Raw genomic sequence first — 15211 nt, forward strand, 5'->3', positions numbered from 1 at the left:
TTTCTCAAATTGTTGCCACATCTCATCTTCAACTGCCTTGTCACCCGTTAAGGTCGGTTGCAGTTGTGAAGATTTATATGATATTGTTAAGCTTATCAAGTAATTTTTTAATTTTACGCTAATTACTTTCATGCAAGTAATTATCAAAATATAGTGCAATGTTCAGGTCTAAAAAAACTTCACTCAATCTCTGTCAATGCAATATTCCACCTTAGCATCAGTTGATTGGGATTAGTGTTCAATTATATTAATGTTAGCAGCATCGTGTTTTAGATGTAGTTTGAAGCAAATAGACAATCTGCAATACATTGGCGAAGAATAGCAACATTGTTTTTAGTAACTAGTTGTTCTTTCATTAATTCTATTTGTTTATCTAACCGATGAATAGTGGCAGAAAGTAGACGTTACAAAAGCCCAGAAAACCTAGTTAAATGATATACATTTAACGACTGCAATTAAGTGTAATTTTGATAGTTGGGGTCATCAGAATTAAGTTGAGGAAAAGCGTCAGCTATCTTTGTCATTTGCACACAGCAAAGGCAAGATGAAAGAAGTTTTTCTGTGTAGTTTCTTGTCTCCTCAATTAAATCTGAAGCGGAGGATAATTTGAACACAAAAGTTTTGCAAAGAGAATGGTTCTCTAATGTCAAAGCAGACATATTGGCAGGGACTTTAGTGGCGCTAGCCCTAATTCCAGAAGCGATCGCCTTTTCGCTAATTGCAGGTGTTGACCCAAAAGTGGGACTGTATGCCTCGTTTTTGATTGCCATAATTACATCCTTTCTCGGTGGTAGACCAGGCTTAATCTCTGCCGCTACAGCACCGATGGCACTGTTGATGATTAATTTAGTTAGAGATCACGGCATAGAATATCTGTTTGCAGCTACAATTCTCACCGGAATTTTCCAAATTATATGTGGCTGGCTGAAGTTAGGCCGCCAGATGAAATACGTGCCTCGGGCTGTAATGATTGGCTTTGTTAATGCCTTGGGGATTTCCATTTTTAGGGCGCAGTTACCACAGGTGATTGGTGAAACAATTCCTTGGCAAGTTTACCCATTGGTGGCGTTAACTTTGGCGATTATCTATATATTGCCTAGGTTTACCAAAGCTGTGCCGTCCCCCTTGGTGGCAATCATTATCGTGACAATAATTTCCATTTTCGGTGGGATCACAGTTCCTACAGTTGGTGACATGGGTGAAATTCCCTCAACTTTACCCTTTTTCCAGTTACCCCAAGTCCCTTTCAACCTGGAAACATTGGGAATTATTTTTCCTTATGTACTCAGTATGACTTTTGTCGCCTTGGTAAATACCTGGTTGGTGGTATCCTTAGTTGACGAGTTTACTGATACTCCTAGTAATAAAAACAGAGAAGCAGTAGGTCAAGGTATTGCCAACATCGCCACAGGATTTCTCGGCGGTATGGCGGGTTGTGCTATGGCTGGTCAATCGGTGATTAACATTAAGTCCGGCGGACGCACTCGACTATCAACTTTTTGTGCAGGACTGGTTTTAATTTTGCTGATTTTGGTAGCAGGCGACTGGGTAAGGCAAATCCCGATGGCGGCCCTAGTAGGGGTGATGGTGATGGTGTCCATTGGTACTTTTAACTGGAATTCTCTGCGGACGATAAATTTAGTGCCAAGAACGGAAACAGCCGTCATGGTAACTACGGTTTTTGTCACATTACTCACCCGCAACTTAGGGATGGGAGTGTTAGTAGGTATCGTTCTCAGCGCCGTTTTCTTTTCGCGCGACATTGCCAGAGTCGTATTTGTAGACTCAGTAATTAGTGCCGATCAAACCTACCGGACATATAGTATTGCCGGGCAACTGTTCTTTTTATCGGTAGATGAATTTCTCGAAGCATTCAATTTTCAAGAAAGCTTGCACCGTGTCAAGATTGATTTAACCCATGCCCATATTTGGGATCAATCGGCTGTGAATGCTATTGACAAGGTAGTGATTAAGTTTCGCCGTAACGGTGCAGAGGTAGATGTGGTAGGTATGAACGAAGCTAGTGCCACGTTACTGAATAAATTGGCAGTTTACGATAAGTCGGCCACCGCAGACAATTAAATTATCCCAGGGATTCCATTCCAATGAAAAGAATTTTGCTCTGCACAGATGGTTCTACCTTTTCTCAGAATAGTTATCAATATGCCGCTTGGTTAGCTTCCCGGTTACAAGCATCCATTGAAGTGCTGCATGTTAGTGATGTACGTTCCCAAAAAGTTGTTTCTAAAGACTACAGTTCTAGTTTGGGTTTTGATGCCTCTCGTGAACTTTTAAATCGCTTAGTGGAGTTAGAACACGAAAAAGCTAAAATCAACAATCAAAGAGCTAAATTAATCCTGGAAACTGCCGGAAAGTTCTTTGCTGAACAAGGGATTAGTGAAGTAAAACTCACGCATCACATTGGCTTTTTGGTGGATAGTTTCCAAGAATTTGAAGCCCAGGCTGACTTAATTATGATGGGTAAACGCGGCGAAAATGCTGAATTTGCCTCAGGACATTTGGGTGCAAATGTGGAACGAGTGTTGCGTTCTACTAAAAAGCCTTGCTTTGTGACATCACGCAAATATCAGCCAATTAACCGAATTTTATTAGCTGATGATGGCAGTAAGAGTTGCCAAAGGGCAATAGAGTTTTTAGTCAACTCCCCGGCTTTTAAAGGACTGGAGTTGCATGTGCTAAGTGTAGCTAAAAAACTACATGATGAAGCTGCCCAAGCCTCCTTAAAAGCTACCCAACATCAATTAATTCTAGGTGGTTTTACGCCAGTATGCCAGTTGTTACAAGGGGAAGCAGAACAGGCAATTATTAACTATATGGAAACTCAAAAAATCAACTTACTCATTATGGGGGCTTATGGACATAGCCGGATTCGACGTTTGGTCATTGGCAGTACAACATTACATATACTGCGAAATACTCATGTTCCTGTTTTAGTATTTAGGTAATCGCTTTTTTAAACCCTAATCAGCGTCTGCGGTTGTCGAAGCCGATGCAGGTGCATCTGACGAAATCAATGCTAAGGCAGATTCTAAAGCCTGGAAACGATTTTCCACTTGGTAAACTTGGGGAAATCGCCTTACAAGTTCCAACTTTTCTATGCGGCGTTGTGTTTTTCCTTGCGCCCCAACTAGAAAAACATGGCGACGTTGAGTGGCGGCATCTTCTACAATTGTTTCAATGGCCAATGCAGCCGTTACTCCCAATAGGGGGACATCACTCATATCTAACAGCAGCACTGTATAGTCTTTAACAATTGTCATGCGTTGGGAAATGACTTTTGCCGCCCCAAAACTCATTGGCCCGCCTAACTGAAACAGTAATATGCGGCCTCTAGCTTGGCTTAATAAAGTCTGTTCTTCTGGAGTCAGTCTCAGTTCATTTGTCGGTTCGGTACTCGCCTTGACGCGATCGCTTTGCAAATCTGTTAAATTTTTGACTGTGAGCAAGTTAGCCACAAAAACTCCCACAGCAACGGCTGTAATTAGATCGACTAATACCGTCAAAAGCATTACCGCATACATCAAACCTGTTGTCTTCAGGGAAATGCGATGCGCTCGTTTAATAAATCCCCAGTCAATAATATCAATACCAACTTTGAGTAAAATTCCTGCCAGTACTGCATGGGGAATTACTGTAGTTAAGGGACTTGCCCACAATGTAATGATTAACAGTACGAAGGCATGAGATATGCCTGATAAAGCAGAACGTCCCCCGGCTTGCACATTAGTTACTGTCCGCATGGTGGCCCCTGCACCTGGTAAGCCCCCAAATAACCCAGATATACAGTTACCAATACCTTGACCAATTAATTCTTTATTGGAATCATGCTGAGTGCGGGTAATATTGTCTGCTACTAGAGAAGTTAACAATGAGTCAATCGATCCCAACACCCCCAGCATTAGCCCATAAACCACCATATCCCTCAAATCGCTCAAGACAAATACTGGCATTTGGAGGGTGGGTAATCCTCTAGGGATGGCCCCAATGCGGCTAATATCGCCATTATTGCCCAGAAATATTACTGATACCAAAGTCCCCACAACTAAGGCTAATAAGGGAGCCGGGAGGATACGGTTGAGCTTAGGTGGTGCGGTAAACACAATTACCAATGACAGCAAACCCAAACCTAACGCTGCTGGTTTAGGATCACTGAAATAAGTAGGTAACTGCCCAATTATACCCCACACTCCGCCTCGACTCTGGTAACCAACCAAAGGGCCAATTTGCAATAAAATAATAATGATGCCAATGCCAGACATGAAACCTGAGATTACGGTGTAGGGCATCAGGGTGATGTATTGTCCTAGCCGTAGCACCCCAAAAAGAATTTGAAACAGACCACCTAAAATTACCACTGTAAAAGATATGGCTAGACCAGTTTCAGGATGTCTAGCGACTAACATCGTAAAAACTGTGGCCATGACTACAGTCATGGGGCCTGTGGGGCCGGAGACTTGGGAGGGTGTACCACCAAAAAGGGCAGCAAAAAAGCCCACAAAAATGGCACCATAGAGTCCGGCGATCGCTCCAGCACCTGATGAAACCCCAAAGGCTAAGGCCAAAGGTAGTGCCACAATTGCGGCGGTTAAACCGCCAAATAGATCGCCCCGGAGATTCCTGAAATGAATTTTATTCACAAGTTTCATGACTTGAATGCTGGAATACGATGAGTTATGGTCAGATGTTTTTTGACTTTTTGGTCAGTTATAAGGGCTTTTACTGTCACCCTGTCGAACAATACATATCATCTAAAACAGAAAAATGACTGCTATTTAAAGAGCATCAAACTTGAGTAATCCCATCTCACTTAATCCTTGGCGTAGTCTGTGCGCTTCTTCTGGGTTTTGCTGTTCGTGGAGTAGAATGGCATTTTTAAAAGCTGTTAAACTAGCTGGAACATTACCCACCTTCAGCTGTACTACTCCTAAATTTTGATAAGCTTGGGCATAATTGGGATTTAACTTAATGGCTCTTTGATAAGAGGCGATCGCATCGGTAAACAAACCCAATGTTTTGAAGATCATTCCCAAGTTATAATGTCCAGTGGCAAAATTCGGGTCTATCTTCAAAGCTGTTTCGTAGGCTATTTTTGCCCCATTAATATCGCCATTAGCCTTCAGTAAGCTACCCAAATTGTTGTATGCTCCTAACTTGAGTATGGGGTAAATTGGTAGCTTGATAGCAGCTTGATAATGCCAAATAGCTTGTGGGGTATCTTGTAAATGGTTGTGGGCAATGCCTAGATGATAGTGCAGTTCGTACAGCATCTCGTAGTTTTCCGCACTACCTTTAATGCCTCTTTGCAATAACTTCATGCCTTGGTTAATTTTGCCAGTTTCCACATATAAGGCCCCCAACTTACTGCAAACATAGGGATCATCCGGATGGGTAGCCAGAAAAGCTTCCATTGTTGTTTGGGCTTTGGCATATTTATTATTTTGGGCGATCGCAATTTTTTGATATCCTTTATGTAATATGGCCACCCCTTGTAAATAACCTATCTGCCAATTAGGTTCCTGGGTTAAAATATTGGCTACGCTGTCATCTACTAAAGCATGGTAAGGACGTTCAAAGCGAATATCGGGATGGTTGCGAAACAGTCTAGACACCAGAGAATAAGGAGATTGTTCTGCACCCACTTCTTGACGGACAAGGTTAAGTAAGAGATATTCTTCACTTTCGATGACTGACTTAATTTGCGGCACAATACTGGGGGTCAAAGTTTCATCAGCATCCAATACCAGAACCCAATCACCAGTAACATACTTTAAAGCGGCATTACGAGCAGCACTGAAGTCATTGCACCATTGAAAGTGATATAATTCTGCACCGAATTGTTGGGCAATATAAACAGTGCGATCGCTTGAGCCAGTATCTAGGATTACCATCTCATCGACCACATTTTGCACACTGCTGAGGCATTTAGGTAGTGTGGTTTCCTCATTTTTAACAATCATGCATAGACTAAGTTTCATATTGCCGAAAGACTATAGTTTCAGGTTGATGGTATATAGTAAACAAATTTAATTATGTGACAATATCAGCATCAGGTCATCGCTGTCACTTTTTTAAGTCAAAATATGACATTAATTAAAATTCTTATAAGATATTAAATCTACTTTTTTCATGTAACATAAAAACCCCAAACCTATTAATTTACCGTGACTAATTATTCAATTTTTGTAATGCATAACAGGAAAATCAGTAAATTATTTAATATATTTATTTTTGAAATATGATTTTTTTTTACGTAACACCTAATTATTAATTATTAATTATTAATATTTGCCTTGTGGAGAGAGATTAAATTTAATTGTGTAGTAAATATATCTCAGTTCGTAGTGAGTGCTTTAGCGCTCAAAATTAGGTTTTAAGGGCTAGAGCTACTTACTACATACTTGTATTTATTGATGTATCACTACTTATTTGTTACTACTTTTAAATCAGTTAAAGCAGTTTTTTCACGGCATCACTAAACTGTTCATAAGGAGAAACTCCCACAATAGTTTCTACTAACTCACCATTGTGGAAAATTAAAACGGCTGGAATGCTACGAAGACCAAATTTTTTGAAAATTGGTTTATTTTCATCAATATCTACCTTTACCACCTGGGCGCGATCTTTGTATTCTTCAGCCAGTTGATCCATTAACGGACTGACAAGACGACAAGGGCCACACCAAGTAGCAGTAAAATCAACTACAACAACTTTTTCTTCACTTAAAAGGGTATCAAATTCACTTTCTTGAACGTAAGCAACTAAGTCGGTAGACATTCTTAAATTCTCCAGTATCAAACTAAAATTTTCGTCAAAGACTAACTGTAAAAACTATACTTCCTTGCGCGTGTCGAAAACTCAGCAAACAATTTTAATTGAATGTGAACTATGACAAAAAATTTCCATACCATCACTTACTCGCAGGTTATCCACCTAAGCCATGCAATTGACACGGATATTCCCCAATGGCCAGATGACCCTGGTGTAGAATTTGCCACCGTTGCTAATATCTCACAGAATGGCTATTACCTGAGGCGTTTCAGCCTGGGAGAACATAGTGCTACTCATATGAATGCTCCTAAAAGTTTTCATATTCATGGTATAGGAATTGACCAATATCCTGCTCAGTCGCTGGTATTACCTGGGATAGTGATAGATATCTGCGAACAGGCCACAATTAATCCTGATTACGCCCTGAATGTTGCTGATGTACTAGATTGGGAGCAAAAATTTGGTGAAATTACTGCTGGTAGTGTAGTGCTACTTCATACTGGCTGGCAAAATAAATGGTTAGATAAAAATGCCTTTTTTAACCAGGATGCTCAAGGAATTATGCACTTTCCCGGATTTGGTAGCGAGACAACTCAGTTTTTACTAAATGAACGGCAAATTGCGGGTGTAGGCATTGATACTCACGGTGTAGACCCTGGGCAGGAAAATAGTTTTACTACTAACAGTTTGGTATTGGCACAACCGCGCATTGTGTTAGAAAATCTCACTAACTTAGAACAGCTACCACCTAGAGGTACTACTTTGGTGATGGGGATTTTGCGGTTGCGGGATGGTTCGGGTTGTCCTGTGGGGGTGTTGGCGTTGGTACCGTAAATGTGTTGTGTGACGAACCGCCCGCGCGCAGCGATGCCCGCAAGGGCTGTAGTACGCCAAGTACGCCAAGTATGATTTTGAGATATATGTGGCGTTTCTCAATTGTGTTTATTACCCTGTAGGGACGTGATGTGTTGCGTCTTACAGAGAAATTGAATTATGAAAACTCCTTTAACTTGTCTGAATTACATTAATGGACAATGGGTAAATGCATCTGGGGAAAGCAGTCTAGAAAGTCGTAACCCATCTGTTACTGATGAAGTTGTGGCTACGTTTCCCCGTTCGCAAGCTGTTGATGTAGACACAGCTGTAGTTGCTGCGCGTCAAGCTTATCGTAGTTGGCGACAAGTTCCCGCCCCAGCTAGGGCAGAATATGTGTTTCGCATTGGGGAAATATTACTCCAGCACAAAGAAGAACTGGCCCAGTTAATTAGTCGAGAAATGGGTAAACCCCTGACAGAAGCTAGGGGAGATGTGCAAGAAGGTGTTGACTGCGCTTTTTATAGTGCGGGTGAAGGAAGGCGACTATTTGGGCAAACGACACCTTCGGAAATGCCAAATAAATTCGCCATGACTGTGAGAATGCCTATAGGTGTTTGTGCTTTAATTACTCCCTGGAATTTCCCGGTGGCTATTCCTTGTTGGAAAGCTATGCCGGCTTTGGTGTGTGGTAATACAGTTATTCTCAAACCAGCTGAAGATACTTCGGCTTGTGCGACGAAATTAATTGAAATTTTTGCCGCCGCAGGTTTACCCGATGGGGTAATTAATTTGGTGCATGGGGTGGGAGAAGAAGCAGGGAAAGCTTTAGTTGAACATCCCGATATTGATTTGGTGTCATTTACCGGTTCTTCCGATACAGGTGCTTTTGTTGGTGCTACTTGTGGAAGGACTCACAAACGAGTGTGTCTGGAAATGGGTGGTAAAAATGCTCAAGTGGTGATGGAAGATGCAGACTTAGAACTGGCTTTAGATGGGGCGGTTTGGGGCGCATTTGGCACCACAGGTCAACGATGTACGGCTACTAGTCGCTTGATTTTACATCGTGATATTAAAGAGAAATTTACTACCATGCTCTATGAGCGTACCAGCAAGTTACGCCTGGGGGCTGGCGATGACCCGAATACTGAGGTGGGGCCAATAATTAATGCTAAACAACTGCAACGGGTGAGTCAATATATGGATATTGCCCGTGAGGAAGGCGCAAAAATATTAATTGGTGGGGAAATTGCCAGTGAGGGGTTACTAAAAAACGGTTACTTTTTTCAGCCAACTATTTTAGATAACGTTACTCCTAAGATGCGTGTCGCCCGTGAAGAGATATTTGGGCCAGTGGTGGCATTAATCGAAGTTACCTCATTTGAGCAGGCGATCGCAATTCTCAATGACACCAATTACGGTCTTTCTTCTTCAGTCTACACCCGTGATATTAATCGAGCTTTTACAGCTATGCGCGATATCGAAGCTGGTATCACTTATATTAACGGCCCCACTATTGGTGCTGAAGTACACTTACCCTTTGGTGGTGTCAAACAAACAGGTAACGGTCACCGAGAAGCTGGTACTACTGCCTTAGATGTTTTCACAGAATGGAAAAGTGTCTATGTTGACTTTTCTGGCAGTTTACAACGCGCCCAAATAGATAATCGCAGTTAAAAGGGAGTGGGGAGTAGAGAGTAGGGAGTGGGGAGTAGGAAGATAAAATAGAGAAATACAGATATTTCATTGGTGTTTATAGTCCTCCAAGTAAACTTTAGGACAACAAGAGAGTTACAAAATCTGTATTTTCGCCAGAATCACACCCAAATAAAAATGTGAGGTGTAAGATGACAATTACCCTAGATCATACTATTGTGCCTGCACACGATAAAGAAGCATCAGCACGGTTTTTTGCCAAAATTTTTGGATTAAAAGTTGAGAATACTGGTGGTCATTTTGCGGCTGTTCATGTTAATGACAACCTAACTTTTGACTTTGCAGATAGAGAAAATTTTGAATCTCATCATTATGCATTTCATGTCAGTGATGAGGAATTTGATACTATTTTCGCACGGATAAAAGATGCAGGTCTAGAATATAGCAGCGACCCCATGCATCAAAATAAAGGTCAAATTAACCATAGAATGGGTGGTCGTGGTTTCTACTTTTATGACATCGATGGACATAATTTAGAACTATTGACTAGAGGATAGTCTTATTAAGTTTGTAGTGAGGGCTAAAGCCCTCATCTTCATTTTTTAACTAGAAAATAAGCATTAGCATATTCAGGTAATTGCCTAATATGCCGATTAAATTCTTGTCGATTACGAAAAGTCCCTGCCAAAAAATCAAGTTGATAAAGATTAGGTAAAAACGCTCCACCTGTATCTGCAATTACTCCCATTTGTAAGTTTTTGCGTCCACCCGTATTATGTTCAATTACCACTACTCTACCTAACCCAATATTGAGGATATCTCCAGCAAAAGTTACGCCTGGTTTCACAGATATTTTGGACTCTATATTATGTCCATAGCCTTTAATCGCATCCACCTGTCTAAAATACCAGTAACGCTTTTGTGCTGTTGCTTTTAATCCCCGCACATAAGATATGCCATTATTTCGATCTACATTAAAAAAGGCCTGTGACCCATCTGTAAAATTAATTAGTATGGTTCCCTGCATCAGTGCTTCTTCTAAAGCGTCGCGGGTGAGATATGCCAGGGGTTTAACTCTACCATACTCTTTTCCTCCTGGTTCATAAATGCCCGATAACACATCTTGTTTGGTGTATCTTGTGTAAAACTCATCATTAATATTATCTTCTTTTAAACTATAAATTGGTGTATTAAAAGTTGATGTTTTGGTACGAGAACCTGAATGAGTAAACACAGCATATTTGGTCAGTCTGACTTGCTTCTGCTTTTGATTGTTGGGATTATGAGCAGACCATTTAATCACTCGGAAGTTAGTATTAATAAAATCAGCATTTTGTAATCGCGTCGGTCGATTGTTAGAAATATCTTCCCGCAGCACAGTAATCATAAAGTCTAAGGTTTTGATAACATCTTCTACAGAGACTCCTTGAGTACCTAACAGCCCTTTACGAAGAATATCTGGGTTATCTGAAGTGTGGTCTTGGAAATATTTTCTGGTATTACTCAGAACAGTTAATAAATCGCCTTGATTAAAACTGAGATTAGTAGTTGGTAGTTTAGACTGACTTAAAATTTGATTACCCTGAATACTGAACTTATATTTTTTCCATTCATCAATCACAGGATAAGTTACAGGTATTGATGCTACCAAATTCTCTGATGAAGGTGTATTGATACTCTGGTCAATTATTTGTCGGGCAATAAAAGGATTTTGCCAAATAGTGGAGAATGTGCGCGTAAATTGCGGAGAAATTAGGGCAAGCTGCGTTTGCGGAAGGGCTGAATTTTCAGATTGGGTGAATGATAAATTTTGTTCAGCCTGATTTTCGGGGCTGTGTTGTTGATGTTTTGAGCGCGTATATATGTGGCTACTAGCTAAACTAACAAATAACAAAGCAGCTACACCCAATGTGAAGCGGAGTTTTTGGCTGAATAAAGTACGCATAAGCTAAAAAATCAATTTCTAATAATAAATAATAGTTGCAATTGCTCAGTATTTACAGAATGCTAACTTGACAATGGGTTAGCTGTGTATACAATTGGGGCATCATACCTCTTTTATTTCGGAAGGGCAACCTGTTTTTTATAGGGAGTGGAGAGTTGGGAGTTGGGGAAGAGTTTTTTATTTTTTTATCAATACGTAATTATGACACAAATGGCATCAAATGTTACTGTCAGCTAACGCCCTTGGCAGTTTAATCGTTAATAATTATCAAAAAAATCTAAAAAAAATGTTAAATATACCTGTTAACCAACCCTTACCTAGTGAACCGTGCTTGGTAACTTCCTTACCTGGGGCTAAGGCTAAAGCAATTATAGAACGCGATCGAGCTGTCACTTCTCCTTCTTACACCCGTGATTACCCTTTGGTTGTGGCCCGTGGTGCAGGTTGTATGGTAGAAGATGTAGACGGTAATGTCTTCCTGGATATGACTGCGGGTATTGCTGTCACCGCCACTGGACACGCCCACCCACAAGTAGTGAAAGCTATTCAAGAACAGTCAGCCCAGCTATTGCATATGTCGGGGACTGATTTTTATTATGAGCCGATGGTGGAACTCGCTGAACAATTAGCGGTTCGCGCCCCCTTTCCTGGTGGGACAAGTAAATTTCCCGCTAAGGTATTTTTTACTAATTCTGGGGCGGAGTCGAATGAAGGTGCTATAAAACTAGCTCGATATTACACCAAGCGATCGCTCATTGTGGCCTTTTTAGGAGCATTCCACGGTCGTACTTATGGGGCTATGTCTCTGACTGGTTCTAAAACAGTGCAACGGGCGCACTTTGGCCCTTTAGTTCCTGGGGTGACTCATATTCCCTACGGTACTCACGCCAGTCTAGATTACTTAGAAACAAAATTATTTAACACCATGCTACCGCCCCAAGAAGTAGCCGCAATTGTTGTGGAACCAATTCAAGGCGAAGGTGGCTATATTGTTCCAGAAGATGGTTTTTTAGCAAGGATTCGGGAAATATGCCATCGCTATGGCATTCTCATGGTAGTTGATGAAGTCCAAGCTGGTATGGGGCGTACTGGTCGCTTGTTTGCTATTGAGCATTGGCAGGTGATGCCTGATATCATTACTACCGCCAAAGGTATCGCTAGTGGAATGCCTTTAGGGGCTATTTTGGCTCGTCCGGAGTTAATGACTTGGCCGCCTGGTTCCCACGCTACCACCTTTGGGGGAAATCCTGTAGCTTGTGCTGCTGGTATTGCCACACTCAAACTACTAGAAAGCGACTTGATGAGCAATGCTACCCAAATGGGTGAATTATTACAAGCTCGTCTTACCCAATTGCACGAGAAGTTTCCCAGAATTTCGCCGCCGCGCGGTAAAGGTTTAATGGTGGCGGTAGATTTATGGGACGAAGAAGGTAATCTTGATGCTCAACTACGCGATCGCATTATTCAAGAAGCGTTCTTACGGGGTCTATTATTGCTGGGTTGTGGTAAAGCCGCAATTCGTTTTTGTCCCCCTCTGGTTATTAATAGCGACCAAATTCGGATTGCCATAGATATTATCTCAGATGTTGTGGCATCAATGTGATCAATCAGGCGATGGCATCTAAATAGTAATACACGGTAAAATCTTATTTACATTGTAACGTTTAATACACAATTTCCGCCAAAACTTTCCCAAGTATTACACGGTCTTATGTTGTTTCCTTGGACAGTAAGGCATTAATTCCTCTCACCTTTCAAAAATCAGCGCACGTACAGTATTGATGTCAGATTTTGGGAATAATTTCAGTATGTTTCTCAAATATACGTAATTCTCAGACATTTTTCTGACTCTGCCTATGTTTAAATTGAGCGTCGAACAAGTTTTAGCCAGCATTGCTGCACTGACATCTGAAGAAAAAGCCCAACTTCAGATGCAGCTACCCAAGGTTTTAGCTACTCAACCTACAGATACACAAGCAGAGCAAAACCAAGTGAATACCGTGAGTGGTATCAGTATGGGAGGAGAAAATAATGCTTTAAATTTCTCTCCTGTGCAGAATCGAGATGGTAATGTGTCACTTTCTCAAAGCTTTACTCAACAAACTTCGCCCCAAAAACAACAAGCTTTAGCATCCTTAACACAACTCAAGCAAGCGATTGATGAAAGTGAAACCCTCGACCCCCTGATGAAAGCTGGTGCTACAGCCCAAGTCACCCAGGTGGAAGCAGAACTAAAAAAACCCGAACCTAATCAAGGTATTGTAGGACAAGCGATCGCTTCTCTCAAGCAGGGATTAGAAGGTATCCAAACTCTAGCAGGCCCGACGTTAACTGTGGCTTCTTTGATCGCTAAAGCTTGGGGGATTCCTATCCTATGAATACAGCAGACTCACCCCAATCTCAAGATAATCTGCTGCAAAATGTCAGTATCAATGGACAAGGAAATGTCCTGACTTTTGCCCCTGTGCAGCATGTTACGCAAATTGCTACCCAAATTATTCAAGTTTCCCCGGAAAAAGTTACCCAACTTCCCCTGAAGCTAGCTTCACCCTACAAAGGATTGATGCGGTTTAACGCCACAGACCGCGATTACTTTTTTGGGCGAGATAAATTGATTGCTAGGTTATTAAATGCCGTCAACAATAGCAGCTTTAGTGTGGTGCTGGGTGCTTCCGGGAGTGGGAAATCTTCTGTTGTCCGCGCCGGAGTTATCCCCGAATTACAAAAATCGTTAACTGTTGAGCAAAGATTTTACAATTTTATTTTTACTCCCCGGCAGAACCCCTTTGAATCGCTTTATCAATGTTTGCAAAACGAAGAAAAAGATTACAAATTTACCGAATCTCAAGCTGCGATCGCCCGACAAGTAAATTCACAAACCCTGCAAGAATTAATTCACACGCTGAAAAAACCTCATGAACGCTGGCTATTTTTTATAGACCAGTTTGAAGAATTATTCACCAATGGTAATGATACCAAAATACGTCAGTGTTTTATTGATGGACTGGTACAAGTTGCCAATGCTGGGGATAGCATGGTGCGGATTGTTCTAGCAATGCGGGCGGATTTTTTAGAGGAATTTAGTTTTTATCCCACATTAGGTGCGCTGACGAATCAAAATAATATTCATTTAGTCACAGATATGCACCCGGATGAGTTGCGTTTGGCCGTTGAACAGCCAGCCGCTTTGCATGGTGTGGTGTTTGAAACTGGCTTAGTGGAACGCATTATTAAAGATGTCCAAGGGCAAAAAGGTTATTTACCTTTGCTGCAATATACCTTAGATTTGCTGTGGACGATGGAATGTCAATTGATGGGGGCTAATAATCGTCCTCACATTGCCGACCGACACTTGAATATTACGAGTTATAACGCTATCGGTGGAGTCAGAGGAGCGCTACAAAAACGCGTCAATGAAATTTACAATGATTTAAGAGCCAATCAACAAAAAGTTACCCAACAAATTTTCTTGGCATTGGTAAATATCTCTGAATCGGAGTCGGGACGTAAACCAGTCAGCCGTCCGGCTTATCGTCGGGAATTTGCCAAAGATACTGAGACAGTGGAGACACTGACAACATTTATTAATGCCAATTTGCTAGTTAGTAGTCACGAAGCCACCAATAGCGGTGATGTTTTATCCTTAAGTCAGCAAAATGCTACAGTAGCGATCGCTCATGAAATATTACTGTACTCTTGGGATAAACTCCAGCAGTGGATTCGAGATCAAGAAGAAGCAATTATCTTAAGAAATTGGTTGGCTGATGAAACTAATCGTTGGCATAAAGTTCGCCAAATTGATGCAGAGAAAGCTAGAGAAGAACTGTTGCGGGGGACTCGTCTAGAACAAATATTTACCTTACGCGAAAAACAGGTATTTGCTCAACTGCGAGACTTGAACACCGAAGAACATGAATACATAGATGTGAGTATAGCCGAGCGCGATCGCTTCCGTAAAATTTAGCCCAGATGGTAACTATATTATCAGTGGTTCCCAAAACAAAACCA

The 15211-nt window shown here is 41.3% G+C and carries 12 protein-coding genes; 8 read left to right on the top strand and 4 right to left on the bottom strand.

The window, feature by feature from the left end:
• Nucleotides 1-606: 606 nt before the first annotated feature.
• Together ACM0OS_RS06690 and ACM0OS_RS06695 are read left to right on the top strand one after the other, a co-directional pair.
• A complete protein-coding gene (locus ACM0OS_RS06690) occupies nucleotides 607-2082 on the top strand; it encodes a SulP family inorganic anion transporter (RefSeq protein ID WP_414542387.1) in 1476 nt (491 codons plus the stop codon).
• A 23-nt stretch (nucleotides 2083-2105) separates the two neighbouring features.
• The gene (locus ACM0OS_RS06695) at nucleotides 2106-2966 is read left to right on the top strand and encodes a universal stress protein (protein WP_414542388.1); all 861 of its coding nucleotides are present in this window, start codon (nucleotides 2106-2108) and stop codon (nucleotides 2964-2966) included.
• 15 nt (nucleotides 2967-2981) lie between these two features.
• Here the strand turns inward: ACM0OS_RS06695 and ACM0OS_RS06700 are convergent, their stop codons facing one another.
• From ACM0OS_RS06700 to trxA, 3 genes are all read right to left on the bottom strand, one after another.
• A complete protein-coding gene (locus tag ACM0OS_RS06700; protein ID WP_414542389.1) occupies nucleotides 2982-4667 on the bottom strand; it encodes a SulP family inorganic anion transporter in 1686 nt (561 codons plus the stop codon).
• Between the two features lie 126 nt (nucleotides 4668-4793).
• Nucleotides 4794-5996 carry a glycosyltransferase gene (locus ACM0OS_RS06705; RefSeq protein WP_414542390.1) on the bottom strand — a complete coding sequence of 401 codons (1203 nt, stop codon included), beginning with the start codon at nucleotides 5994-5996 and terminating at the stop codon, nucleotides 4794-4796.
• 472 nt (nucleotides 5997-6468) lie between these two features.
• Nucleotides 6469-6795 carry a thioredoxin gene (trxA, locus tag ACM0OS_RS06710; protein ID WP_414542391.1) on the bottom strand — a complete coding sequence of 109 codons (327 nt, stop codon included), beginning with the start codon at nucleotides 6793-6795 and terminating at the stop codon, nucleotides 6469-6471.
• Between the two features lie 111 nt (nucleotides 6796-6906).
• Between trxA and ACM0OS_RS06715 the strand changes: the two genes are divergently transcribed.
• From ACM0OS_RS06715 to ACM0OS_RS06725, 3 genes are all read left to right on the top strand, one after another.
• A complete protein-coding gene (locus ACM0OS_RS06715) occupies nucleotides 6907-7623 on the top strand; it encodes a cyclase family protein (RefSeq protein ID WP_414542392.1) in 717 nt (238 codons plus the stop codon).
• 159 nt (nucleotides 7624-7782) lie between these two features.
• Nucleotides 7783-9279, top strand: coding sequence for an aldehyde dehydrogenase family protein (locus ACM0OS_RS06720; protein WP_414542393.1), 1497 nt, complete (start codon nucleotides 7783-7785; stop codon nucleotides 9277-9279).
• Nucleotides 9280-9449: 170 nt separating this feature from the next.
• Nucleotides 9450-9815 (top strand): VOC family protein, encoded by a 366-nt coding sequence (locus ACM0OS_RS06725; protein ID WP_414542394.1) that lies wholly within the window; start codon nucleotides 9450-9452, stop codon nucleotides 9813-9815.
• 38 nt (nucleotides 9816-9853) lie between these two features.
• Here ACM0OS_RS06725 and ACM0OS_RS06730 read toward each other — a convergent pair whose 3' ends face one another.
• Nucleotides 9854-11203: a hypothetical protein gene (locus ACM0OS_RS06730; RefSeq protein ID WP_414542395.1), complete on the bottom strand. Its 1350-nt coding sequence runs from the start codon at nucleotides 11201-11203 to the stop codon at nucleotides 9854-9856.
• 286 nt (nucleotides 11204-11489) lie between these two features.
• Between ACM0OS_RS06730 and ACM0OS_RS06735 the strand changes: the two genes are divergently transcribed.
• From ACM0OS_RS06735 to ACM0OS_RS06745, 3 genes are all read left to right on the top strand, one after another.
• Complete coding sequence (locus ACM0OS_RS06735) at nucleotides 11490-12806, top strand: acetyl ornithine aminotransferase family protein (protein ID WP_414542396.1); 1317 nt, start codon at nucleotides 11490-11492, stop codon at nucleotides 12804-12806.
• Nucleotides 12807-13059: 253 nt separating this feature from the next.
• A complete protein-coding gene (locus ACM0OS_RS06740) occupies nucleotides 13060-13581 on the top strand; it encodes a hypothetical protein (protein WP_414542397.1) in 522 nt (173 codons plus the stop codon).
• Nucleotides 13578-15167 (top strand): ATP-binding protein, encoded by a 1590-nt coding sequence (locus tag ACM0OS_RS06745; RefSeq protein ID WP_414542398.1) that lies wholly within the window; start codon nucleotides 13578-13580, stop codon nucleotides 15165-15167. Before ACM0OS_RS06740 ends, ACM0OS_RS06745 begins: the two co-directional genes overlap by 4 nt.
• The last annotated feature ends 44 nt before the right edge of the window (nucleotides 15168-15211 follow it).

The organism is Nostoc sp. CCY0012 (genome assembly GCF_963920855.1).
GTDB lineage: Bacteria > Cyanobacteriota > Cyanobacteriia > Cyanobacteriales > Nostocaceae > Cyanocohniella.